At 58.1% G+C, this 25,344-nt stretch carries 22 protein-coding genes and 1 tRNA gene; 4 read left to right on the forward strand and 19 right to left on the reverse strand.

What is annotated here, in order from left to right; all coding sequences use genetic code 11:
• Positions 1-215 precede the first annotated feature (215 nt).
• From EV561_RS02525 to rpoZ, 9 genes are all read right to left on the reverse strand, one after another.
• Positions 216-968: a Crp/Fnr family transcriptional regulator gene (locus EV561_RS02525; protein ID WP_132517264.1), complete on the reverse strand. Its 753-nt coding sequence runs from the start codon at positions 966-968 to the stop codon at positions 216-218.
• Positions 969-1,116: 148 nt separating this feature from the next.
• Positions 1,117-2,064, reverse strand: coding sequence for a GTPase Era (gene era, locus EV561_RS02530; RefSeq protein WP_132517266.1), 948 nt, complete (start codon positions 2,062-2,064; stop codon positions 1,117-1,119).
• A gap of 8 nt (positions 2,065-2,072) precedes the next feature.
• Positions 2,073-2,792: a ribonuclease III gene (rnc, locus tag EV561_RS02535; RefSeq protein ID WP_132517268.1), complete on the reverse strand. Its 720-nt coding sequence runs from the start codon at positions 2,790-2,792 to the stop codon at positions 2,073-2,075.
• Entirely contained in the window at positions 2,789-3,532 is a 744-nt protein-coding gene (lepB, locus tag EV561_RS02540) for a signal peptidase I (RefSeq protein WP_132517270.1), read from the reverse strand. Before lepB ends, rnc begins: the two co-directional genes overlap by 4 nt.
• Positions 3,533-3,645: 113 nt before the next feature.
• Complete coding sequence (gene acpS, locus EV561_RS02545; protein ID WP_132517272.1) at positions 3,646-4,050, reverse strand: holo-ACP synthase; 405 nt, start codon at positions 4,048-4,050, stop codon at positions 3,646-3,648.
• Between the two features lie 41 nt (positions 4,051-4,091).
• Positions 4,092-4,679, reverse strand: a complete 588-nt coding sequence (locus EV561_RS02550; protein ID WP_132518058.1) for a DUF2062 domain-containing protein — start codon at positions 4,677-4,679, stop codon at positions 4,092-4,094.
• Between the two features lie 143 nt (positions 4,680-4,822).
• Positions 4,823-4,972, reverse strand: coding sequence for a DUF3563 family protein (locus EV561_RS02555; protein ID WP_132517274.1), 150 nt, complete (start codon positions 4,970-4,972; stop codon positions 4,823-4,825).
• A gap of 193 nt (positions 4,973-5,165) precedes the next feature.
• A complete protein-coding gene (locus EV561_RS02560; protein WP_132517276.1) occupies positions 5,166-7,382 on the reverse strand; it encodes a bifunctional (p)ppGpp synthetase/guanosine-3',5'-bis(diphosphate) 3'-pyrophosphohydrolase in 2,217 nt (738 codons plus the stop codon).
• A gap of 101 nt (positions 7,383-7,483) precedes the next feature.
• Positions 7,484-7,888, reverse strand: a complete 405-nt coding sequence (gene rpoZ / locus EV561_RS02565; RefSeq protein WP_132517278.1) for a DNA-directed RNA polymerase subunit omega — start codon at positions 7,886-7,888, stop codon at positions 7,484-7,486.
• 311 nt (positions 7,889-8,199) lie between these two features.
• Here rpoZ and EV561_RS02570 point away from each other — a divergent pair, with 311 nt between their 5' ends.
• Positions 8,200-8,778: an NYN domain-containing protein gene (locus EV561_RS02570; protein WP_132517280.1), complete on the forward strand. Its 579-nt coding sequence runs from the start codon at positions 8,200-8,202 to the stop codon at positions 8,776-8,778.
• A 43-nt stretch (positions 8,779-8,821) separates the two neighbouring features.
• Here the strand turns inward: EV561_RS02570 and EV561_RS02575 are convergent, their stop codons facing one another.
• The 3 genes from EV561_RS02575 to dapA all read right to left on the reverse strand — a co-directional run bounded on the left by EV561_RS02575 (position 8,822) and on the right by dapA (position 12,263).
• A complete protein-coding gene (locus EV561_RS02575) occupies positions 8,822-10,330 on the reverse strand; it encodes a hypothetical protein (RefSeq protein WP_245512568.1) in 1,509 nt (502 codons plus the stop codon).
• 428 nt (positions 10,331-10,758) lie between these two features.
• Positions 10,759-11,238 (reverse strand): SsrA-binding protein SmpB, encoded by a 480-nt coding sequence (gene smpB / locus EV561_RS02580; RefSeq protein ID WP_132517284.1) that lies wholly within the window; start codon positions 11,236-11,238, stop codon positions 10,759-10,761.
• Positions 11,239-11,378: 140 nt separating this feature from the next.
• Entirely contained in the window at positions 11,379-12,263 is an 885-nt protein-coding gene (gene dapA / locus EV561_RS02585; RefSeq protein WP_132517286.1) for a 4-hydroxy-tetrahydrodipicolinate synthase, read from the reverse strand.
• Positions 12,264-12,484: 221 nt separating this feature from the next.
• On the opposite strand from dapA, the gene EV561_RS02590 reads away from it, so the two are divergent.
• Entirely contained in the window at positions 12,485-14,551 is a 2,067-nt protein-coding gene (locus EV561_RS02590) for a lytic transglycosylase domain-containing protein (protein ID WP_132517288.1), read from the forward strand.
• 155 nt (positions 14,552-14,706) lie between these two features.
• Positions 14,707-15,603, forward strand: a complete 897-nt coding sequence (locus EV561_RS02595) for an alpha/beta hydrolase (RefSeq protein ID WP_132517290.1) — start codon at positions 14,707-14,709, stop codon at positions 15,601-15,603.
• A 203-nt stretch (positions 15,604-15,806) separates the two neighbouring features.
• Here the strand turns inward: EV561_RS02595 and EV561_RS02600 are convergent, their stop codons facing one another.
• The 7 genes from EV561_RS02600 to EV561_RS02630 form a co-directional block, all read right to left on the reverse strand.
• The gene (locus tag EV561_RS02600) at positions 15,807-16,877 is read right to left on the reverse strand and encodes a porin (RefSeq protein WP_132517292.1); all 1,071 of its coding nucleotides are present in this window, start codon (positions 16,875-16,877) and stop codon (positions 15,807-15,809) included.
• 538 nt (positions 16,878-17,415) lie between these two features.
• Entirely contained in the window at positions 17,416-18,504 is a 1,089-nt protein-coding gene (locus tag EV561_RS02605) for a porin (protein ID WP_132517294.1), read from the reverse strand.
• 639 nt (positions 18,505-19,143) lie between these two features.
• Positions 19,144-20,238, reverse strand: a complete 1,095-nt coding sequence (locus tag EV561_RS02610) for a porin (RefSeq protein WP_132517296.1) — start codon at positions 20,236-20,238, stop codon at positions 19,144-19,146.
• A 390-nt stretch (positions 20,239-20,628) separates the two neighbouring features.
• Positions 20,629-20,718, reverse strand: a tRNA-Ser gene (locus EV561_RS02615).
• Between the two features lie 123 nt (positions 20,719-20,841).
• Positions 20,842-21,645, reverse strand: coding sequence for an HpcH/HpaI aldolase/citrate lyase family protein (locus tag EV561_RS02620; RefSeq protein ID WP_132517298.1), 804 nt, complete (start codon positions 21,643-21,645; stop codon positions 20,842-20,844).
• A gap of 4 nt (positions 21,646-21,649) precedes the next feature.
• A complete protein-coding gene (locus EV561_RS02625) occupies positions 21,650-22,867 on the reverse strand; it encodes an FAD-dependent oxidoreductase (RefSeq protein ID WP_132517300.1) in 1,218 nt (405 codons plus the stop codon).
• A 165-nt stretch (positions 22,868-23,032) separates the two neighbouring features.
• Positions 23,033-24,151 (reverse strand): Gfo/Idh/MocA family oxidoreductase, encoded by a 1,119-nt coding sequence (locus EV561_RS02630; RefSeq protein ID WP_132517302.1) that lies wholly within the window; start codon positions 24,149-24,151, stop codon positions 23,033-23,035.
• Between the two features lie 227 nt (positions 24,152-24,378).
• On the opposite strand from EV561_RS02630, the gene EV561_RS02635 reads away from it, so the two are divergent.
• Positions 24,379-25,254, forward strand: a complete 876-nt coding sequence (locus EV561_RS02635; protein WP_132517304.1) for a MurR/RpiR family transcriptional regulator — start codon at positions 24,379-24,381, stop codon at positions 25,252-25,254.
• Positions 25,255-25,344: the final 90 nt, after the last annotated feature.

Raw genomic sequence — 25,344 nt, forward strand, 5'->3', positions numbered from 1 at the left:
CCGCAAGCGCTGTCTGGCCTAGATTCCCGCATCGATTCCTCTGGCCCCACACGGCCCGTTGTCCTTCCGGATAGCGCCCGCCAATCCGTGTTTCTCAGCCGCAATTCACTGCTCGTTAATAAAATCTAAAACTGGTCGAAAAGTGACAATGTCGTCAACCTATTCCGTTCCCACTCATCATAGCATTTAAAAAAGACACTGCGCCTATAGGAATGCTAGATAAAGGGCCGCCTGGTTTCGCCGAGGCCTTCCCAGCCAGCCAGTTCCGACAGGCCCTCACCGTTCAGAATTTCGCATCCACGCTCCTGCCAGCGGATCAAACCGCGCTGCGCGAGCTTCTTGAGCGTCTTGTTGGTATGAACGATCGAAAGGCCCAGCGTATCGGCTATGTGCTGCTGCGTAATCGGCAGGAAATCCTTTGTAGAGAATAGCTTGAGCACCGTGGCTCTTTGGTACAGGTAGGCGAGCAGATAGGCGGCCCTTTCAAGCGCGGTCCGCCGCCCGACACTCAGGAGATGCTCATCAAGGATGCGCTCCTCACGCGCTGCGATCCAGGTGAGATCGAAGGCAAGGGACGGATGCGTGTTGTAGAGCGTCATCAGCTTGTCTCGCTCGAAGACGCAAAGCGTCACCGGCGACAGCGCCTCGACCGAATGCTGCATTTCCCCCATGATCGTGCCCTGCAGACCGACCAGATCGCCGGCCATTACATAGTTCAGAATCTGCCTTCGACCATCTTCCAGGGTTTTATAGCGGAAACCCCACCCGGAAAGCACCGTATAGAGATGGGCACTGTGCGAACCTTCGACAAGGATGGTTGCGCCGGCATCGATCGCGAGTTCGCCGCGCTTGAAATGCGAAACAAAATTTAACTCGTCCGGGGTGAATTCTCGGAAATGCGGCAAGTCTCTTAGCGGACACATCTCGCAGGATGTCTTCAAGGCATGCGTAGCTGGCGTCTTGGCCATTGGTGACCTTATGAAATTTCGGCGGGACAGCCCCTCACGCCCAGGCAGTTTCAGACACACTAATGCACAAAACCGAGCCCAGTTCTACGATGATGTTTCCTGTCGGGAATACTGTCCGCCAAGTCTCACGGGGTCAAATGGCGCTTCCTCAACGAGGAAATTCGAGGCCCATTTCGCGGAAGCGTTCGGGATCGTCGCCCCAGTTCTCGCGCACCTTGACGAACAGGAAGAGATGTACGGGCTGTTCGAGGATTTCCGAGAGTTCCTTGCGCGAAGCGGTCGAGATCGCCTTGATCGTCTCGCCGGCCTTGCCGAGCGCGATCTTCTTCTGGCTTTCACGCTCGACGTAGATCACCTGCTCGATGCGAACCGAGCCGTCCTTGCGCTCCTCCCACTTTTCCGTTTCCACATGCGAGGAGTAGGGAAGCTCCTGGTGAAGGCGCAGGAACAGCTTTTCCCGGGTGATTTCGGCGGCAAGCTGGCGCATCGGCAAATCGGAGATCTGGTCCTCCGGATAGTACCAGGGTCCTTCCGGCAAGGTTGCGGCGAGATAATTCATGACGTCGTCGCAGCCGGAGCCGTTTTCGGCCGAGATCATGAATGTCTGGTCGAACTTGATCTTCTCGTTGGCGGCAGCGGCGAGCGCCAGCAGGTCTTCCCGCTTGACGCGGTCGATCTTGTTGAGAACGAGGATTTTCGGCTGGTGGACTTCGTTCAGCCCTTCCAGAATGGCCTCGGCATCGCCGCGCAAGCCGCGCTCGCTGTCGATCAGCAGCATGATGAGATCGGCATCCTTGGCGCCGCCCCAGGCGCTCGTCACCATCGCACGATCGAGACGCCGGCGCGGCTTGAAGATGCCTGGTGTGTCCATGAAGACGATCTGCGCGTTGTCATGAATTGCGATGCCGCGCACGATGGCGCGCGTCGTCTGCACCTTGTGGCTGACGATCGAAACCTTCGCGCCGACCAGCCGGTTGACCAGCGTGGATTTGCCGGCATTTGTCGGGCCTATCAAGGCGACAAAGCCGGAATGGGTCGGACGATCATTGGTTTCGGGCGCGCCGTCGCCGGGCGCCATGTCTTCGTTTTCTGTCATTCTATCCGTCATTTCCTGGCGGGCAACGCCTGCCATACACCTTCCCGCTCCAATATCCGTGTCGCGGCCACCTGTTCGGCAGCGCGCTTGGAGCGGTCTATTCCGGTCTCGGGCGCAGTTCCGGCAACTTCCACCGTCACTGTGAAGCGGGGATCATGGTCCGGTCCGCTGCGCTCTTCAACCCGGTAATTCGGCGTCACGCCAAACTTTGCGTGCGCCCATTCCTGCAATTCGGTCTTGGCATCCCGTCGGGCGCCGTCAGGATGTATAGCACGGCCTTCCCAGTAGCGCAGGATGAACTTGCGCGCTACCTCAAGTCCGCCATCAAGGTAGAGCGCTGCAATCAGGCTCTCGACCACATCGGCGCGAACGTTCAGCATCCGCTTGCCTGTCAGCTTCTTTACGTCGGCGCCGGTGCGGATGAAGAGATGCAGTTCGAGCTCGTCAGCGACCTGCGCGCAGGTTTCGGCGCTGACAAGCTGATTGAGGCGAACGGAAAGCTCACCCTCCGAAGCAGCGCCGAAGGTCTTGAACAGCAATTCGGCGATGCAGAGGCCGAGCACGCGGTCGCCCAGAAACTCCAGCCGCTCGTAATTGGCACCCTTGACGCTACGGGCACTGGCATGGGTCAGGGCCCGGTCTAGGCGCTCCCTTTCCGCAAACTCATGTCCTATGGCAAGTTCCAGCCGGGCACGGTCCGCCGATGAGAGCGTCAATGATTTCGTCATTCGACAACCTTGAAGAGACGGTCCCAACGCATGTTGGTCGGCCATTTCCAGATCTCGCGGAACGAGGTGTCGTTGCCGAGCGAGAAGAAGATGATGCTGGCGCGGCCGACAAGGTTTTCCGCAGGCACGTAACCGACGTCAAAACGGCTATCGAGGGAGTTGTCGCGGTTGTCGCCCATCATGAAAAAGTGGCCCGGCGGAACGATGAATTCCTGGGTGTTGTCGCCGCGGGAAACCGGGGACTGATCGAGCGTATCGTAGGTCTTGCCGTTATCCAGCACTTCCTTGTAGACGGGCACGTCTTCGCCGGGATCGAGCTTGTAATCGGACGTAAAGGTACCATCCGGCTGGCGCGGCACGGCCTTACCGTTGATGTAGAGGATATCGTCCTTGACCTGGATATGATCGCCGGGCAGACCGACCACCCGCTTGATGTAGTCGATGTCAGGGTTGGGCGGGAAACGGAAGACCACGACGTCGCCGCGCTTCGGATCGCTGCCGAAAATACGGCCGCTGAACAGGTTGAGACTGCCGGGCAGCGAATACTTCGAATAGCCGTATGCGAACTTGTTGACGAAGATGTAGTCGCCGACGAGAAGCGTCGGCATCATCGAGCCGGAGGGAATAGTAAAAGGCTGAAAGAACACCGTTCGGATGACCAATGCCAGGAGCAACGCCTGGATAATGACCTTGATGTTTTCCAGAAGGGCATTCGATTGTTTTTCGGCTTTCTCGGACACGCGGTCTTATTCCTTTTTCGCACACCCACGGCGTAATTTGCTGAGGCACTCTCTAACCGCTTCATATCACGGCGGCAATGGTATGAACATTAAAAGCCGTCAAGGGGAGCGGATCACGCCTGGGATGGCAGGGCTTCGATGATCACAAAGGCTTGAGCCAAAGGAAAGTCATCCGTTATCGTCAGGTGGATTGCGGCATGGTGGCCTTCAGGCAGCATGGAGGCCAATCGGCTCGCCGCTCCGCCTGTCAGTTGCATCGTGGGCTTGCCGCTCGGCAGATTGACGACACCCATGTCACGCCAGAAAACGCCCTGGGCCAGCCCGGTGCCGAGAGCCTTGGAACAGGCCTCCTTGGCAGCAAAGCGTTTCGCATAGGAGGCGGCCCTGTTCTTGCGCCCATCCGACTTGGCGCGCTCGATATCGGTAAAGCAGCGCTGGGTAAAACGCTCGCCGAAGCGCTCGATCGACTTCTCGACGCGCCTAATATCGATCAGATCGCTGCCGATCCCGATGATCATGAGAAGGACCTCTCTTCTGGCATGGTGAAGCCGGCGCTCCGTCAGACGCTGGAAGCATTGTCCGCAGCGAGCGTCATGCGCGCCCGCGCACGCTCCATGAGACGATGCCTTCGCCGCGTCTGAAAACTCTTCACGCCATAATATGTCACGGCGTAGACGATGACGCCCGAGATGATCGCCGGAGGAATCCCGCCAATCAGCATCGGCTCCAGCACCGGGCCCCACAGTTGCGACAGGTCGAGCTTATGGAACAGTGCCGGCAGGTCGATGCCGTTCTGCTGGCCGCCATCCCTTTGCAGGATGATGTGGCCGATCTCCCAGGTGATGCCCCAGATGAACGGATAGGTGATCGGATTGCCTGCCGCGAGACAGCCGAGCGCTGCCGCAACCAGATTGCCGGCAACGAGATAGGACAGGACGATCGCCATGATGATGTGGACGCCGATGAAGGGCGTCCAGGAGACGACGATGCCGGCGGTAAAGCCCGCCGCGATCGCGTGCGGCGACGCAGTCAGCCGCACGATGCGCTTCTGGAAGTAGAGAATCGGGCGATGGAACCCTTTGCGCGGCCACAAGGCCTCGCGCAACTTTTCCTTTAATCCCGGTGGTTTTCGGCGACGGAACAACATGTCGCCTATGTAGTGCAACGGACGCCGCCATGACAAGGGCGGCAAGACATATTACGCAGCCAATAGCCTGTTGCAGTTCTTTACTCGCAAGGGGCGTTGCGAATCTGCCGCCCCTACACCAACTTCAAAGTATTAATCAGCTATTAATACCGACGGAACAGGCCGCGGTCTACCTGGCGCTGACGATACTCAAGATCAAAGCGGTCATGCGAGTTGTTCAGGTAAGCCATTTCACGTTCTTCAACACTCGGAACGCGCAGGGCACGGGCGATCTTCTTGATAGGGGTAAACATTGGTTCTTCCTTTTTTCGGTTTCGATTATCCGATGACCAGAAGATAGGCCCTGCAAAGATTAATTACCACCTCTCTAAAATAGAGACAGCCATGCTTAGGACGCATGTCTAAGCCTCCATATCGGAGAAATTGATCATAAAACGATCACAAAATGTGCAATCGCCTCCAAAATGAGGCGATAGAGCGGCTTAACTATTCGTAAAGCCGCTTTACCGTGGCGATGCAATCGAGCTCCTTCAGCTGCACCAGGAGCTGGTTGAGCTGCCGGAGATCCCAGACTTCGACATCGAGCTGCATTTCCGTAAAGTCCGCCGCCACCCTCACCGTGTTGAGGAGGCGAATGTTGACATCGATGTCAGCAACGGTTTGGGCCACCTTTGCAAGCGTGCCGGGCTCGTTCAGTGCATTGACGAGGATGCGGGCGGCGAAGCGGGATTTGTTGGCTTCGTCGAGATCCCAGCGCACGTCGATCCACCGCTCCGGCTCATCGTCGAAGCGCTGCAGGACCGGCGACTGGATCGGGTAGATGGTGATGCCCTTGCCCTTCTCCATGATGCCGACGATCCGATCGCCCGGAACGGCTCCGGTCGGTGCGAAATGCACCTCAACATCGGAGGCTAGCCCGCGGATCGGCAATGCCTCGGCTCCCTCTAGAACGGCGATGTCCGATGTGCTTCCATCCGGGATCTTGAAGATCATCCCCGACGCGCTGCGCACGTTGAACCAGCCTGCATCGCCGGCGGGCTTGACGGTTACGCGCTCGTCCTGATGGTCGGGATAGACGGCGCGCAACACATCAAGCGACGACATCTCCCCTCGCCCGACGGCGGCGATCGCGTCTTCAACGTCCTTTTGGCCGAGACGATGCAGCGCCGGTTTGAGGCCCTCACGGGAAAAGATCTTGCCGGCTCGCTCGAAGGTGCGCTCCAGAATGCGATGGCCGAGGCCGGCATATTGCTTGCGGATCGCCATGCGTGTCGCACGGCGGATGGCAGCGCGCGCCTTGCCCGTCACCACGATCTCTTCCCAGGCGGCGGGAGGAACCTGCACGCCTGACCGGATGATCTCGACTTCATCGCCATTGTTGAGGCGAGTAACCAGCGGCATGATCCGGCCGTTGATCTTGGCGCCGACGGTCGTGTCGCCGATGTTGGTATGGACCGCATAGGCAAAGTCGATCGGCGTCGCACCGCGCGGCAGCGCGATCAGCTTGCCCTTCGGCGTGAAGCAGAAGACCTGGTCCTGGAAGAGTTCAAGCTTGGTGTGCTCCAGGAATTCTTCGGGGCTATCGCCTTCGGCCAGAGCCTCGATCGTATGGCGAAGCCAGGAATAGGCATTGCTCTCGCGCGACAGCAGTTCGCCCTCGGCGTTGACGCCTTCCTTATAGAGCGTGTGGGCCGCAATGCCGTATTCGGCAATCTCGTGCATGCGCCGCGTGCGGATCTGCAGTTCGATACGCTGGCTGGACGGACCGACGATGGTGGTATGCAGCGAGCGGTAATCGTTCTGCTTCGGCGTCGAGATGTAATCCTTGAAGCGGCCGGGAACGACGCGCCAGCGCGTGTGGACGATGCCGAGTGCGCGATAGCAGTCGGGGATATCTTCGACGAGCAGCCGGAAGCCATAGACATCGGACAGCTGCTCGAAGGAGAGCGACTTCGACTGCATCTTGCGAAAGACCGAATAGGGCTTCTTCTGCCGGCCCTTGACCACCGCGTGCGAGAGGCCGTTGACGACAAGGAGATCGCTGAGCTCCGTCTCGATCTTCTTGACCAGACCCTCATTGCGCCGCGACAGCTCCTCCAGCCGCTTGGTGACCGTGTCGTGTGCCTCAGGGTTGATATAGCGGAAAGAAAGCTCCTCCAGCTCGTCGCGCATGTCCTGCATACCCATGCGGCCGGCGAGCGGCGCATAGATATCCATCGTCTCTTCGGAAATGCGGGCGCGCTTTTCCTGCGACATGTGCTCCAGCGTGCGCATGTTGTGCAGCCGGTCGGCAAGCTTGACCAGGAGAACGCGGACATCGTCGGAGATGGCAAGCAGGAGCTTGCGCAGATTTTCCGCCTGCTTCGCCTTCTTGGTGACGAGGTCGAGCTTCTTGATCTTCGTCAGGCCCTCGACGAGACGACCGATGTCTTCACCGAACAGCTCGTCGATTTCGGCGCGCGTGGCGGTCGTATCTTCGATCGTGTCGTGCAGGAGTGCTACGGCGATCGTCGATTCATCCAGGTGCATGTCGGTGAGGATGGCGGCGACTTCGAGGGGATGCGAGATATAGGGGTCGCCGCTGGCACGTTTCTGCTGTCCATGCTTCTGCATGGCGTAGACGTAGGCTTTGTTGAGAAGAGCTTCGTTGGCGTCGGACTTGTATTTCTGCACGCGCTCAACGAGCTCGTATTGCCGCATCATCCAACGTTACTCCCAGCAAAAAATAAAAGCGCGCCGTTCGGACGACCGGCGCACGCAATTACTCATATTATCGCTCTGGGATAGAGCATCAAGATTGACGATTAGTAATCGTCGCTCTTTTCCGGCGGAACAAGGCCTTCGATACCGGCAAGAAGCTCTTCTTCCGACATCTGATCGAAGGTGACCGCTTCCGGCTGGTCTTCGTCCGCATCGCTTTCGGTCGAAGCGACAGCGCCGGCAGCAGCAAGGCTTGCCGGATCGGGTTCCGGCTCGTCGACTTCGACATGCTTCTGCAGCGAATGGATCAAATCTTCCTTGAGATCGTCGGGAGAAAGCGTCTCTTCAGCGATTTCGCGCAGAGCAACGACCGGGTTCTTGTCGTTGTCGCGGTCGATGGTAATCGCAGCGCCCTGCGAAACGAGGCGGGCGCGATGGCTGGCGAGCAAAACGAGCTCGAACCGGTTCTCTACCTTATCAATGCAATCTTCTACTGTGACACGGGCCATTGCCTGTCCTTTACGGTCATGATGTCTTCGACATGTCTGGAGTTAGCATGCCCGATACAATCAAAAGAAGGCAAATTCAAGTTTTTCCTGCCTCCCCCCTCCCAATTGCTTGTTCTTACGCTAAAATTCCTTATACAAAAACACGCATTCTACTTATGGTTGCTTGGAATATCCCGAATCGTGCCCTAAATCTCGTTTATATGAATGATTCATAAAGTAAGTGAATTATTCCGCGCCATCGCGCAAAGCTTTGTTTTGATTGCATTTTGGCGAAGGTAATTGCGTTTTTGATAACAATGGATAAGCAAGTGATGTTTGACCCACGCGAAAAAATTGCACTTTTCATAGATGGCGCCAATCTCTACGCTGCATCAAAGAGCCTTGGCTTCGACATCGACTACAGGAAGCTGCTGAAGGCCTTCCAAAAGCGGGGCTATCTGCTGCGGGCCTATTATTACACGGCCCTTATCGAAGATCAGGAATATTCCTCGATCCGCCCGCTGATCGACTGGCTCGACTACAACGGCTACAAGGTAATTACCAAGCCTGCCAAGGAGTTCACTGACTCCATGGGTCGCCGCAAGATCAAGGGAAACATGGATATCGAGCTGGCCATCGACGCGATGGAACAGTCCGAAACCGTCGACCATCTGGTGATCTTTTCCGGCGATGGCGACTTCACCACGCTGGTCGAGGCGCTGCAGCGGCGGGGCCGAAAAGTATCGGTCATCTCGACGATGGCAACACAACCCCCGATGATTGCCGACGACCTGCGCCGGCAGGCCGATCACTTCATCGACCTCATTTCCCTGAAGGCCGAAATCGGCCGCGACCCGTCCGAACGGCCCGTCCGCCAGACGGAACCGACGACGACAGAGGCCGATCACTAAGTTCAGTGGGTTGGCGGATATCCGCCAACCCACTCCGCTTCCATCACTCGGCCGGCGGCAGACGTGTCAATTCGTCGGCGCTGTCGAAGGTAAGATCGTCCTTGCCAGTCCTCACACCAAACGTCGTTCCATGACTGCGCAACGACCGCTCCGAGATATCGATGAGCGGCTGCGCCTGGATCTGGTGAGCGAGCGGCAGAGATTCGCCATGCTCTTGCGATGAGGGATCATTCACGAGGATGCTTGCGCGTTCGCCGCGGGCGACTTCGAGCTGCCCGGCCATGATCGCGCGCTCCGCTCTCAGTTGACGAATTTCGGCTTTGGCAATTTCGAGGCTCGTCCGCAGCTGGTCGACATCATGACGGTCGGTCTCTGCGCGCATGTCCATGTCGCGGCGCAAGGTCTCTGTCTCGCGGTCGCGTCGGCTACGGAGCCCTTCGGATTCCTTCAGCCGAATGGTCAGCTCATTGCACTGCGCAGCAAGGTCGCGGCGGGCGGCTTCGCTTTCGGCTGCAGTCGTACGGACCCGGGTAAGCTCCGACTCGAACCGCTCGGCGCGCGACGAAGCCGTTGCAAGATCGGACCGTACGCGCTTCAGTTCGGCCCTTGCGGTCTGCAGCTCTTCATCGGTCATCTTGTTGCGGCCATTGGCCGTCAGCAACAGCTTCTCGACGAGTTCCGCCTTGGATCCTACCGCTTCCTGCTTGGTGTTAAGCTGCGCGATCTCCAGAGCGGAAGAGGCCTGCAGATTTTCAAATTCTTCTTCAAGCCGCCGATGCCGCTCTTCGAAGATGGAAAGCTCCTGCTTGAGGCCTGAAGCGCTGGATTGGAGATTGCGAACCAGAGCCTCTTGCTGGGCGAGGCTGCTTCTCAGATGGCTTCTCTCTTCGTTCAGGCGCGCCAGTTCGCGGGTATGAATCCCGTTCTCCCGGCGCGTGGTCTCCATCAGAAGCTGATGCGCTGTCGTTTCCTGGTCCAGCTTGTTGCGCGCAGCGGCGAATTCGCGGCTGCGCAGGTCCAGCTCCTGCTGGGTCCGCTTGAGAAGCGTCGTCGCCTGATCATATTGACCGGCCTGCTCGGCCAATTCCCTTTCGACATCGAGCAGGCGCGTTTCGACGATCGTGAACTCCTTGCTCTTCACTTCATGCAGGGCCTGCAGCTTCACAAGTTCGTCGTGCACTGCCTCGATCTCGATAAGGAGCTGCGCGTTGTCCGACCTCATCCCCTTGTTCTCAGTGGCGAGGCGAACGCTGTCCTGCTCGAATTTGCGGCGGGCGCTACCCTCGTAGTCCAACAGGGAGGTGACACGCGCGCACTCGGAGCGCAGTGCGCCGACTTCGTCCAGCGAGCGGCTGTGGGCTCCAAGCAAGGAAGACACACGCTCCTGAATGGATGCCAGGCTGGACATCAACTCGTGCGAGGACTGCTGATTTTCCTCCAGCGCGGAGCCGAATGCCTCATAGTCGGAGACGTCAGGAGCAACAAATGGAGCAGCTACGGATTCAGTGGCCAGTGTAGATACCGGAGCGAAAACGCTCTCGTTCCTAGGCATCGCAAATCCGCCCTTTGCGCTGTCCTCGTTGCGACGAAAAAAACTTCTGACCATCCGTAGACCCCATTGGATATGAAATTTCTATAACGCTTCTATGTCGATATGATTTTGTACTAATAAAGGAGATTATGCACCAATAACTACTTTAGCTTTTTGAGTTAAACTCCCGGTTGGCGCAAGTAAAACGCGCCTAAGATTGCAAGTCAAAGACAGCGCGCCGGCGGAGGATGATCCGCAAGGGGAAATCAACAGCTTTTTTCATCGATCGAAGAAGGCGCCAGAATCCCGGGCTCATCATTCCCCTGATTATTGAGGGGAATGATGAGTGCGAGCCACAGCGAACTCAGATTCCTGCCAACGCGACGGTCGGCAGGAATGCACAAACTCACTCTGACGAGATGATACCGGCAGCAGTTCGGCTCTGCGGTTCAGCCGTTGTCCTTGAGCAGGCGGCTCTTCTGCCGGTTCCAATCGCGTTCCTTTTCGGACTCGCGCTTGTCATGCAGCTTCTTGCCCTTTGCCAGAGCCAGTTCCAGCTTGGCGCGGCCCTGGTCGTTGAAATAGATCTTCAACGGGATCAGCGTCATGCCTTCGCGGTTTACCCCGACACGCAGGCGACCGATTTCGCGCGACGACAGCAGCAGTTTGCGGCGGCGGCGGGGCTCATGGTTGAAACGGTTGGCCTGCAGATATTCCGGCAGATAGGAATTGATCAGCCAGATTTCGCCGTCCTCGTCGGATGCATAGGATTCGGCGATGTTTGCCTTGCCTTCGCGCAACGACTTGACCTCGGTGCCCATAAGCATGAGCCCGGCTTCATAGGTGTCGATGATCTCATAGTTGAAGCGGGCCTTGCGGTTCTCGGCCACAATCTTCTTTACGACGCGTTGGCTGCCTTTGGGTGCCATTGTTCCATCCTCGAAATTCCAGCAGCGACTTGCGCATACGAGAATGCGGGGCCCACTGACTTACAAGCCTTAAATAAGCGAGCGCGTCGATAATGTGAAGACGGCAGCGGGAGACACGTCCTGTGCCCCCCGTCATCTCTTCAGTTCAGGAGACCTGCGTGACGCATGGCGGCGTCGATTGCGGCTTCCGTGGCTGGCTCGAGCGTCGACATCAGCGGCGAGCGGACGTTGCGGCTCATGCGGCCGAGGCGCCAGAGGCCGTATTTGGCGCCGCAGACGCCGGGCTCCATGAAGATCGCCTTGTGCAGGGGCATCAGACGATCCTGATACTCCAGCGCGCTTGCATAATCGCCGGAAAGCGCGGCGGCCTGAAACTCTGCGCTCAGGCGCGGCGCGATATTTGCCGTTACCGAAATGCAGCCGACGCCACCATGAGCGTTGAAGCCAAGCGCCGTTGCATCCTCGCCGGACAACTGACGGAAATCCTTGCCGCAAGTGATGCGCTGCTCCGAGACGCGCTCGATCTTGCCGGTCGCATCCTTGACGCCGACAATATTGGAATGAGCGTTTGCAAGCGCGCCCATGGTCTCCGGTGACATGTCGATGACCGAACGGCCCGGGATATTATAGATGTAGATCGGAAGCTTCACGGCCTGCGCGACCGCGGAGAAATGGGCGAAAAGGCCCTTCTGCGTCGGCTTGTTGTAATAGGGCGTCACCAGGAGAATGGCGTCGGCGCCAACCTCTTCGGCGTACTGAGCCAGTTCGATCGCTTCGCGCGTATTGTTGGATCCTGCGCCTGCCATGACTGGCACCCGCTTCGCGGCGACCTCGATGCAGAGCTCGACTACCCGTTTGTGCTCAGCATGAGACAGGGTCGGCGATTCACCGGTCGTGCCGACGGGCACGAGCCCGCTGCTTCCTTCCTTGATCTGCCAGTCGACATGGGACGCGAAAGATGCCTCGTCGAACTTGCCTTCATCGGTGAAGGGAGTAACGAGAGCGGGAATGGATCCCTTGAACATGCAAGTCTCCTCAAGGCCGGACATTCATGCTTCGGCCGCATTCCATAGTTATGAATCCGCGCACCATAAAGCGACGACTTGACTGCGACAAGCGCGCTTTGCATGGTTCAGGGCAAATTCCGATATCATAATTGATTGAAATTCAGTGCCTGCGCTAAGGTTTCGTTAAGATGCCTTTCGGCAAATGGAGGGGGCCCGATTTTCTTGTTGCGAGTACCTGGATGAAAAAAACCGTCCTGATCCTGTCCGCCGCTGGCATGGCCTTCGCGTGGAGCAGTGTCGCATCGCAACTTCCTGGGCAAAACGTACCGACGCCGGGCAGCAAACCGACCACCGACGTGGCCATGACCGTGCCGGAAGAGGATGTCATCACCGGCTCCATCCCCCGGCCTTCGGGGGAAACGCCGGTCAATAGCGACCTCAAGGTGGGTCTTGATGCCCTCTCCTCCAAGAACCCGCAAAAGGCGCTTTCCGTTCGAGACGGGATGGCTGCAGGCTCGCTGGATCGACACATCCTGACCTGGGCGATCGTCACATCCGGCCAGCCCGGTGTGCCTTCGGCCGAAATCGCCGCTGCTGCGCGCGAATTGTCCGGCTGGCCCGGTCTCGGCAGCCTGCGCGGAAATTCCGAACGCGCGCTCTATAATGAGAACCCGCCCGCCGACCAGGTGCTTGCCGCCTTCGGCAATACGCTGCCGGAAACACCTGAAGGTGCCGTCATCCTCTCTCGTGCGCTTGTGGCGCGCGGGCAGTCGGCAAAGGCTGCCGGGTTCATCTCCAGGATCTGGCGCACGGAAGCGCTCGACAAGCCGTTCGAAGACAAGATTCTCGTAGAATTTTCAGGGCTGCTCACCGTCGCCGACCACAAGGCGCGCATGGACCATCTTCTCTATCGCGACCGGACCGCACAGGCGAAGCGGTTCGGCGACCTCGGCAAGGCCCAGCCTCTCTATAATGTGCGTGCCGCCGTCAACAATCGCGCCGCCAATGCCGGTGCGCTGCTCAACGCTATGGACCCGAAATGGCGCAGCGATCCGGGCTATCTTTTCGCGCGTATCGAATATCTGAGACGCCAGGATCAATATGACGACGCCGCAGCCCTGTTGCGGCAGATGCCGCGCGACCGCGCAGCGCTCGTGAACCCCAGCCAATGGTGGGACGAGCAGCGCATCATCAGCCGCGGACTGATGGATCAGGGCGAGTTCAAAGCCGCCTATAACGTCGTCGACAGCAATGTCGCAACGAGCGCATCCGATATAGGCGAAGCGGAATTCCACGCGGGCTGGTATGCGCTTCGCGGCCTGCAGAATGGCGCGGCGGCGGAAACGCATTTCCGCAAGATACTTGACGTCTCCAAGGGGCCGATTTCGATGTCGCGCGCCTGGTATTGGCTGGGCCGCTCTGCGGAAGCCGGCGGGCCGGGCAAGGCTGCCGACTTCTATGTCAAGGCTGCCGGCTATCCCAGCACCTTCTATGGCCAGCTTGCCGCCGAAAAGCTCGGACGCAGGACGCTCGACGTCACCTACCCAACGCCGACGCCTGACGACAGGCAGCATTTCCAGTCACGCGAGGCGGTGCAGGCAATTTCTCGCCTTGAGGCGGCCGGTTACGGCTGGCGGGCCGATGCTCTCTATCGCGCGCTCGCCCAGCAGCTGCAGAGCCCGGGTGAGATCGCCATCCTCGCTGCGCGCGCGGAACGCGCCGGCAATCACCAGCTTTCGCTGCAGGTCGGCAAAATCGCCTATAGCCGCGGCATCGACGTCGCCGCGCTCGCTTTCCCGATCGGCGTCATTCCCGATAACGCCAATATTTCGGGTTCCGGCAAGGCGCTTGCCTATGCCATCGCCCGGCAGGAAAGCGCTTTCAATCCCGAGGCCGTATCCGCGGCAAATGCGCGTGGCCTTTTGCAGCTTCTGCCGAAGACGGCAAAGGCCGTGGCCGACCGCCATGGCATTGCCTACTCCGCGAACAAGTTGACCCAGGATGCCGGCTACAATGCAACGCTCGGCGCGCACTATCTCGGCGAGCAGATCGACGCATTCGGCGGTTCCTACATCCTGACTTTCGTCGCCTATAATGCCGGCCCCAACAAGGTTCCGAACTGGATCAGCCGCTATGGCGATCCGCGCGGCAAGTCGCTCGACGATGTCATCGACTGGATCGAGCGGATCCCCTTCCCCGAGACGCGCAACTATGTCCAGCGTGTCATGGAGAACTACCAGGTTTACAAGGCGAGGCTCGGCCAGAAGACCGATATCGAGCACGACCTGGTCTACGGTCGAGGCTAGGCACAGCAGCCCCCTCAACGCATCTGTCGCAGTCTGAGACACCCTTGCGTGCGTATCCCCTAAATTAGAGGGGGTTACTCGAAGGGAGTAGGTTGTCGAAACCCCTAAAATACAGTTACAACTGTCGCGCGGAATGACGTCCGCGAGGTGCGCCGATGACCAGCGATTATGAAACTGGCTTTCTTGCTCGGATATTCACGGCCTCTGATGGGCTGAAGCTCTATGCGCGCGACTATGGACACGACAACCCATTGACCGCCGACCGCGCCCCCGTTCTCTGCCTGCCGGGGCTGACGCGAAATTCCCGCGACTTCCACCAACTTGCTCTGATCCTGTCGCGCGATACGATCGCGCCGCGCCGGGTGATCACGGTCGACGCGCGCGGCCGCGGCCTTTCGACATGGGACGACGACAAGAGCCATTACAATCTGAACGTCGAGGCGGATGACGTGCTTTCCGCCTGCGCCGTTTTCGACATAGCGCAGGCTGCCTTCATCGGCACGTCGCGCGGCGGCCTTGTGCTGCACATAATTGCTGGCACGCGCCCCGATATTCTGAAAGCTGTCGTGCTAAACGATATCGGCCCGGTTCTGGAAACGGAGGGATTGCACGACATCCGGACCTATCTCAATCGCGAGCGGAAGCCTGCGGACTGGGATGACGCTGCAGAGATACTCAAGGAGAATCACGGCGCGAGTTTTCCGGCGCTGATCGCGGACGATTGGCAGGACATGGCCTACGCCATCTATGCCGAGATCGAGGGAAAGGTTACGGCGGATTTCGATCCGGCAATTGCGACGCAAATGCTGGCGCTCGACCTGGACGCGCCGCTGCCCGATCTCTGGCAACAGTTCGACGGCTTCAACAGCATCCCGATGATGGTGATTCGCGGCGAGAATTCAAAGCTTCTGTCGGCCGCGACGGTCACGGAAATGGAAAAACGGCATCCCGGCATGATCGCAGTCGAGGCGATGGGACAAGGTCATGCGCCGCTTCTGCATCTCGACAATATTCCGCACGCGATACAGAGCTTCCTGGCCGCAAATTCATAAAGGCGGTTTGCCGCTAGGGGCGCCGTCCTCAGAGCGTTTCTGCTCTTCCCCGAAACACTGACGGGCTCAACTCTTTGTTTTTCCGAAATTGCGGACACAGGGTCGCCGCGGCCGGAATTGCCTCAGCCTTGAAAACGAAACTGGCCCGGGTGGGAGACCGGGCCAGCCTTGATTGATCGGAGGTTAATCAGATCAACTTGATATTAGAAGTTACGCTGGAAGCGGATTTCGCCAGCCCAGGTGTCTTCGTTCAGGCTGTCGTAGTTGACGTAGGTGACTTCCGGCTCGATGGTCAGGCCCTTAACCGGGGTGAACTTCACGTTCGTCGTAGCTTCGAAGGTCTTCAGGTCGTTGTAAGCGAGCTGAACGTTCCACTTGAGCTTGTCGTTAAGCGGAACGCCAACGCCACCCCAAACTGCCCAGTCGCCCCAGCCTACACCAGCGCCGCCAGCAGCAGCGTACTTGTTCAGCTTGTCGCCCTCGGTGTTCCAGCCGCCCATGACGAAGGCCTGAACGCCAGCGATGTTGGCGTCGAGGCGAGCCTTGATAGCGCCTTCTTCGACAACCGAATCGTAGCCGCCAACAACCTTGAAGCCGAACTGCTTGGTCGTGTAGCCGAAGCCGAGGACGCCGTCCGGAGCGTAGTGGTTGGAGCTGTCTTCGCCGTTAACGCCCTTTGCGCCAGCGCCGGAGTTGTTGTCTTCAACCGAAGCTACAGCCGTGAAGCCGTTGCCAGCGTCGTAAGTGTAGGTGATCTGGTTCAATTCGTCGGTCGAGTTGATACCGTATTCGATCACGTCGTCGTTGATGACGTCGCCGGCGTAGCCGAGGTAGGACGAATACTGCGAGTCAGCCTTACCAACCAGGAAGCCGCCGAGGCTGATGTTGCCCCAGAGGAGCTTTACAGTCGTGGCATTGCCTTCGCTCCAGTCGAAGCGATAGGTCTGGTCGGTCTTCAGAGCACCCCATTCCGTGTCGGTAGCGGTGTCCATGCTGAACTGGTTACGCGTATGCCAGAAGGTACCACGGCGATATGCGGACTGGCCCTCAACAGCGTAAGCGTTACCCCAGGTACCTTCGGTACGGATGTAACCGCCGAACTTAAGGCAGGTCTCGGTACCAGGAATGTAGAAGTAGCCAGCGCCGTAGGCATCGCAGATGCGAACGTATTCGAGCGGCTCCGGCTCGGCAGCAACAACAGCGTCGGCTGCATGAGCACCGGATACTACTGCCAGAGCGGCAGCGGAGCCGAGAAGAAGGCTCTTGATGTTCATAGTAACTCCAGTTCTTAAAATAATTAGGTATGAGAATTGGCGTCTGCTTTGACGTACCTACCCTACCCCGGTTCAATGGATCCCTTGCGGGAGAACCAAGACGCTCCGGCCTTGTTTCCGAAGCTGAAATTACAGATCGAATTTTACAGAGCAATATCAACGGCAGACTATAGCGTCATATGACAGCGCGTTTGGAATATCGCGTTGCACAAAAAACACGTCACATAATTGTCACAAATAGAGAATGATAAGATATACTTAGTATCTAAGTCTAAAAACTGGAATATTGGGAAATAATATTGCACATAAATCGATTATATGCTTCTGTAGCACCTCAATATATACTTTTATACTACATTAGTATTTAATACTAAGCTAATTTATCTATTTCTTATTTATTGGCCAATTCGACTGCACGTGGGAGTGATTCTCGAAGAGAGTTCTCGATCGACGAAGAGTGTTCGCAAGCGACAAGGCACAGACCAAAAAAAAGCCCGGCTCGAAAGCCGGGCTTTTCCATTGGCCGAAGCCAACGATATTAGAAAGTACGTTCGAAGCGGAGGATACCGGAAACGGTGTCGTCGCTGATGTAGTCGTAGTGAACGTAGGTGATTTCCGGCTCGACGAGCAGGCCCTTAACAGGGGTGAACTTCAGGTTCGTCGTAGCTTCGAAGATCTTGCTGTCGCTGTAAGCGAGCTGCAGGTTCCACTTGAGCTTGTCGTTGAACGGAACGCCAACGCCACCCCAAACAGCCCAGTCGCCGATGCCGCACTGGGCTTCGTTAACAGTACCGTCCTTGGTGCAAGCAGAAACGTTCTGGTTGGTGCCGGCATACTTGTTCAGCTTGTCGCCGTCCGTATTCCAGGTACCCATCAAGAAGGCTTCTACGCCACCGAACTTGGCATCGAAGCGAGCCTTGATAGCGCCTTCTTCGACGATCGAGTCGTAACCGCCAACAACCTTGAAGCCGAACTGGCCGGTCGAGTAGCCGAGACCAGCGACGACGTCAGGAGCGTAGTGATCCGAGCTGTCTTCGCCGTTCGCGCCGGTAGCGCCAGGGCCAGAGTTGCTGTCTTCCAACGAGATCACGCCCGTGAAACCGGTACCGGAATCATAGTTGTAGGTGATCTGGTTCAGTTCGTACGGGCCGTCATAGATCACGTCGTCGTTGATGACGTCGCCGGCGTAACCAACGAACTGGTTGAAGTAGGAGTCCGTCTTACCGACGAGGAAGCCGCCGAGGCTGATGTAGGACCACAGCAGGTTGGTGCTGGTGGCGTTGCCGTCATTCCAGTCCCAACGGATGATGGTTTCCGTCTTCAACGCACCCCATTCGGTGTCGGTCGCGGTGTTGACGTTCAACTCAGCACGGGTGTGCCACTTGGTGCCCAGGCTGCTGTCCGGGTTGTAAGCGTCGTACCACTGACCTTCGGTACGAACCTTGCCGCCGATCTTGAGGCAGGTTTCGGTGCCCGGGATGAAGAAGTAACCAGCGCCGTATGCGTCGCAGATGCGAACGTATTCCAGCGGTTCTGGCTCAGCAGCAACAACAGCGTCTGCTGCATGAGCGCCAGATACTACTGCAAGAGCAGCAGCAGAGCCGAGAAGAAGGCTCTTGATGTTCATATTGACCTCCAATCAAGTTTCAATCGGATCTGAGAACTTGCCCAAAGGCAATTCCCTGCCCCAGCTCCGTGTTTCAAGAAGTCGGACGATCAACGCCCTTGCTTCCGAAGTTGAAAATACAAGACGCCGTCCGTCACGCAATCGACATCTTGCTAGAACGGGGTGTTTGCCCAAGCCTTCCACAATTCCTGTTGCCGAAAGGACACAAGTCCATCATGCGGCCCGTCGCTTTCTTTATAGTTCGTTAAGAAAAGCCTTACGCGGCAGGAACTTAACCGGCTTCGGCAAGGGCGGGGCTTTCCATGAGCCGGACGCCAGCACCCTCACCCCCCCTGACTTAAGGGACATCATAGCGGCCAAACGGGCCCAGCCGTGCCATCTTCCGACGGGAATTCACGGATCTGAACGCTTGTTGAGGCACGTAAACGCTTTGAAAAGCCGTTCGAGACGGATCCGATTCGGAGAATCAGCACCCTGTCTGCAACCATCTCGATTAGGCGCTGCCATATGGGCCGATCGACTTGGAAATCATGGTCGTTGGATTTGGCCAGTTGGGACCAGATAGATAAGCGACGGAAAAAAGGCCCGGAGGGAAACCGGGCCTTCTCTCTTCTCTGATTGGAGGTCAATCTAATCAGGTCAGAAGTTGCGCTCGAAGCGGAGGATACCGGCAACAGTATCGTCGTTGATCGAGTCGTAATGGACGTAGGTCAGTTCCGGCTCGACGAGCAGGTTCTTGACCGGGTTGAACTTCAGGTTCGTCGTAGCTTCGAAGATCTTCGAGTCCGTGTAGGCCAGCTGCAGGTTCCACTTCAGCTTGTCGTTGAACGGAACGCCAACGCCACCCCACAGAGCCCAGTCGCCCCAGCCGCAAAGCTCGGGACGGTCGGCCGGGCAAGCCGAGCGGTCCTGGTTGGTGCCGGCATACTTGTTCAGCTTGTCGCCATCGGTGTTCCAGCCGCCCATCAAGAAGGCTTCCACGCCGCCGAACTTGGCGTCGATACGAGCCTTGATGGCACCTTCTTCAACGATCGAGTCGTAACCGCCGACAACCTTGAAGCCGAAGTTATCGACCTTATAGCCGAGACCCGCGACAACGTCAGGAGCGTAGTGGTTTTCCTTGTCGTCAGTCCACCAGCCGGCACCGTAGGAAGCCGAATCCGTGGATGTGGAGTTGCTATCTTCCAGCGAGATCACGCCGGTGAAACCGGTGCCGCTGTCGTAGCTGTAGGTCAACTGGTTCAGTTCGTACGGACCGTCATAGATCACGTCGTCGTTGATGACGTCGCCGGCATAACCGATCCACTGGTTATACTGAGAGTCCGTCTTACCGACGAGGAAGCCACCGAGGCTGATGTAGGACCACAGCAAGTTGGTGCTGGTGGAGCCGCCGTCGTTCCAGTCCCAACGAACGATGGTTTCCGTCTTCAACGGACCCCATTCAGTGTCGGTCGCGGTGTCGACGTTCAACTCGGCGCGGGTATGCCACTTGGTACCAACCCGGCTGTTCGGATTGTAGGCGTCATACCATTCGCCTTCGGTACGAACCTTGCCGCCGATCTTGAGGCAGGTTTCGGTGCCCGGGATGAAGAAGTAGCCAGCGCCGTATGCGTCGCAGATGCGAACGTATTCGAGTGGCTCCGGCTCCGCAGCGACGACGGCGTCGGCTGCATGAGCACCGGAGACTGCTGCGAGTGCAGCAGCGGAGCCGAGAAGAAGGCTCTTGATGTTCATTTTAACTCCAATCTGGTGTCGATTGGGCATGAGAATTCGCGTCAGAGCGACGCGTCCCCCCCATCCCAGTCCTAGTTCCCTAAACAGACGAAGCACTAAGCTTCGCGTATGATTTGTGGCCTTATGATCAGCCTATTGCAATATGTACTAAGGCGGACTGAGTGTTCTACAGGGCACAAGTGCGCGCGATGTTGCAAAAAGCACACAAACCGTGATCGCGGCGGGGCGACTTCTTTATATTCCCTTAAGATTGAGGAGGATGGCATGCGTTAGCCCGCACTTGCGCGGCGCGTCCGGTTGCCCTTCGAGGGCAGGATTCTGTCTGGAATGAAATTAGCCCGGTAAAAGATCAAGCTCAGTTGAAAGGCTGAAATGTCCGGGAAACAAGAATGGCGGAGAAGATGGGATTCGAACCCACGATACCCTCTCGGGTATACTCCCTTAGCAGGGGAGCGCCTTCGACCACTCGGCCACCTCTCCGGTGGGAGCCCTGATAGGGCCATTCGCCGGGATAATCAAGTTGCAATTTGCCGGCTGATAAATTTCCCCAAAAGCGACCTTAGACGAGAGGGCGCGAAGCTGCTTTGGTTGGGCAATATCCGATCAATAGCTGGGCGGTGTCCGATCTTCGTTGACGTCCGCCTGCCGGTAACGGCTGGAAAGGCGTTGGAGCGCTGCCGAGAATTCGGCCACATCCGCTCCGACAGCCACGAAACTCGCGCCAAGCTCCAGATAGCGGCGATTGAGCTTTTCGTCGAAGGTCAGGATACCCGCGGGCTTGCCGGCCTTCAAAATAGCAGCGATTCCCTTTTCTATGGCCGCCTGGACCTCAGGCGCGCCGAGATTGCCGGGAAAGCCCATGTCCGCAGCCAGATCGGCCGGACCTATGAAGACACCATCGATGCCGTCGATCGCAGCGATTCGTTCGATATCGGCCATCGCAGCGCGAGTTTCGGCTTGAACGACCAGGCAGATGTCGTCTTTGGCTCTCTCCGCATAGTCGGCGACGGTACCGAAACGCGAGGCACGCGCGATCATTGCGCCCATGCCTCTGATGCCATCGGGCGGATATCTGACGGCGCGGACCAGCGCCTGCGCCTGTTCGGCAGAATCGACCATGGGAATCAGCAGCGAACGGGCGCCGATATCCAGCGCCTGCTTGATCATCCAGGTTTCGCCGACCGGCAGGCGAACCACCACTTCGGACGGCGACCCCTGCAGCGCCTGGAGCTGCGCCATGATGCTGCGGAGATCATTCGGGCCGTGCTCGCCGTCGACGACGAGCCAGTCGAAACCGGCATAGCCTGCGAGTTCGGCGGCATAGGCATTGGCCATGGCCAGCCAAAGTCCAATGATCGGGCGGCGGTCGCGCAATGCGGCCTTGAAGCCATTCGGCGGAAGGGTCATGGGCTTATCCAAGCAAGCTTTTGAGATCGGAGGCGGGGTCGGCAAGGACGGCACGGTCCGGATTGAGGCCGGTTTCCAACAGTTTCTTGCCGGTTACATAGGCACGGGCGTCGTTGATCGCATCGACGGCGATCAGCTTACCCTCTTTGAAATACCAGACGGAGGCCGAGCCTTCGCGAGAGCCGGCGCGCAGCAGCGTCGAATCATAACCCTGGTTGAAGCCGGCGATCTGCAGTTTGACGTCGTACTGATCCGACCAGAACCAGGGGTTCGGATCATAAGCTTCATTGCCGCCGGCGATGATTGCGGCGGCAGCCTCTGCCTGGTCGACAGCATTCTGCACCGATTCCAGGCGAATTCGCTCGCCGTTCCATGGCAATGCCGCACAATCCCCGACCGCATAGATTGCTGGATCCGACGTGCGGGCAAGCGAATCGACGACAATGCCGTTTGCGACTTCGAGACCCGCTTCCTTGGCGAGCTGATCGTTCGGCACGACGCCGATACCGACAATGACGAAATCGACCTCGATCGTAGAACCATCGGAGAGCTCGGCGGCGGCGACGCGGCCATTGCGGCCGACAAGGTGTTTCAACCCGGTCTTTTCGCGGATGACCACATCGCGGTCCTGATGGATCACGCGCATGATATCGGCCGTTTCCTTGGCGGCGACACGCTGCAAGATGCGATCGCCCATCTCGATAACGGTGACCTCGAGGCCGCGATGACGGGCAACGGCCGCAGCTTCCAGACCGATATAGCCGCCGCCTATTATAAGGACTCGGCGCCCCGCCCGCATTTCGCCCGCCAGGAGATCGGCGTCGCGCTTGTCGCGGGCGACGTAGACCCCGTCGAGATCGCCGCCGACTGCAGCCGGCAGGCTGCGCGGAGTCGAGCCGGTCGCAAGCGCCAGCGTCTCATATTCAAGCCTGGAGCCATCCTGGGTGATTACGATTTTCTTGTCGCGGTTGATCTGCTCGACCCAGGTGGAGAGGCGAATCTCGACATCATTGTCGGCATACCAGTGCTCGGGCCGAAAGAGCAGACGATCAAAGCTCATCTCGCCGAGGAGATATTTCTTGGTAAGCGGCGGACGCTGGTAGGGAAGACAATCCTCAGCGCCGATGATGGTGATCGGCCGCGTGTCCTTCAGCGCCCTCAGTTTCGCAGCAAGCGCAAAACCCGCCTGCCCTGCCCCGACGATCACCAACCTGCCCGTCACGATCCGCACTCCTATATATAAGGAGAGGTTTCGCCCTTCGGCGAACCTTTCTCCCTCATTGCTGGCAGGCGTAACGCCTCTCCGGGAAGGCGTCAACCATGGGCGAGTTGTAAGGTAGGATGGGGATGGCTGAGGGCAATAAGCAATTAGCCGGGCAGCTGAAAATCAGCCCGCGATCTCGATCCACCGCCTCTCGTGGAAGGATTGCGCCATGGCATGGACAGACTTCTCGATGCGCAACCCGTTGGCAAAATCGACCGTCGATGAAGGCTTGCCTGAAATGGCATGGATCAGCTCGTGGCATTCGATGATCTTCAGATCGTTAAAGCCGAGGCCGTGACCGGGTGCGGGAATGAACCGCTCATAGGGATGGTGGTCAGGTGCCGCCAATATCTTGCGGAAACCCTGTTCCGTTCCCCGCCCGTTTGCCTGGTAGAGTTCGAATTCGTTCATCCGCTCCTGATCATAGGCGATCGAGCCTTTCGAGCCATAGATCTGCAGAGCGATGCGGCCCTTGCGACCCCAGGCGGCGCGGTTCGCCATCAAAACAGCGGAGATGCCGCCGCCGAGCCGCATCAGAACGCTTGCCGCATCGTGATTCTCGACCACTCGACGACCGCCCTCCTTCAAGGGACGATCCGCGTAGGGCTTCAACATGTCGGTGATGACAGCCTCGACATGGCCGAAGAGGAACCAGAGCAGCGACAGCGGATGAACGGCGAAATCATCGAGCGCGCCATAACCGGAAGACAGCTCGCTCTTCCAATAGAAGAGCGCTTCCGGATCGGCCATGAAATCCTCGTCCATCTCGACACGGACGTGGTTGACGGAGCCGATAGCGCCTTCGCCGATCAGTTGCTTTATGTGCCGCATGATCGGGTTCTGTATGTAATTATAGCCGAGGACCGCGACCTTGCCCGAAGCCTCGGCGGCTCCAAGCATGCGTTCGGCGGCATCGTAGGAGGGCGCCATCGGCTTCTCGCACCAGACATGCTTGCCCGCCTCCAAGGCAGCAATCGCCATTTCGGCGTGGAACTGATTCGGTGTGGTGACCGAAACGACATCGACCTCAGGATCAGCGATGAGGGCGCGCCAATCGGCCGTTGCCTTCTCGAAGCCGAATTCGGAGCCACGCGCCGCTGCGAGTTCCGCATTGGCTTCGGCGAGATGAACGAGCCTCGGGCGCTCCACGTCACCAAAGACGGTCTTAACAGCATTCCAGGCCAGGGCATGACATTTGCCCATGTAACCGGTCCCGATCAGACCAACACCCAACGGTTTCATGCATATCCTCCTCAAGCCCTCTCCGCTTTAATGCGATTTTTGGAATATTTGGACCGTTTTTACAAGGTGGGATTCTTCGCGCCGATGGCGCAGAGCGCTTGGATTTCGCGATTAATCACGATAATTCATATGCTTAAAAATATTCGTGCCGTGACCGTTGAAATCCGCTATGGTCAAAATATGGAATGTTTATTTCATTGACGGATGAAATTCGCGAAGGGCCAGCGATGGATAATGAGGTAAAGGCACAGCCGAAGGTGCCGCGTGATTTCGAGAGCCTGCGCAGCACCATCATCGAGCGAAAGAATGCGATGCCGAAGCGGCTTGCGCAGGTCGCAGCCTTTGCCCTCAGCAACCCCGACGAAATCGCCTTCGGCACGACGGCCAGCATCGCTGCCGCCTCCGATGTGCAACCCTCGACGCTTGTGCGGCTGGCCCATCATCTCGGCTATGAGGGCTTTTCCGATCTGCAGAGCATCTTTCGCGAACGCCTGCGCGACCGGACACTGAGCTATGAAGAGCGGCTGATTTCGCTGGAAGAGGCCGGCGGCGAAGACGAGGATGCCAATCTTCTCTCAGGCTTCATCACGGCGGCCAGCCAATCGATCAACCGGCTTGCCGCGACCGTCGAGACCGACACTTTCGCAAGGGCGGTCGACATACTGGCAGCGGCAGAAACCATCTATCTAATCGCCAAGCGCCGCTCCTATCCGCTGACGGCGCATATGACCTATGCCTTCTCGAAACTGAATATCCGCCACCAGATCGTCGCCTCGCCCAACGGTGTCGATCCCGAACTCGTGCAGTTCGCCACGCCCAAGGACGCGGCAATCGCCGCCAGTTTTTCCCCCTATGCAGCCGATAGCCTTGTTCAAAGCCAGGAGCTGGCGAACCGCGGCGTTCCCGTGATCGCGATTACCGATTCGGCCTTCTCGCCGCTTGCCGCCTGCGCCACGCATTGGTTCGAGATTGCGGAGGCGGATTTTGCCGGCTTTCGCTCGCTCTCGGCGTCCATGGCGCTCACCATGGCCCTGCCTGTTGCCATTGCCGAACGGCGGCGCAAACGTTCCGGCACAAAACACACTGCGCGGAAAATGGAATAAATATTCCGAATTGACAAAATATCGGAACCAATGTTTCATTATGCCAACCAGATGCAGACACCGGGAGATGTCTGCCGCGATCTTTACGGG

Source organism: Rhizobium sp. BK376 (assembly GCF_004341625.1).
GTDB lineage: Bacteria > Pseudomonadota > Alphaproteobacteria > Rhizobiales > Rhizobiaceae > Rhizobium.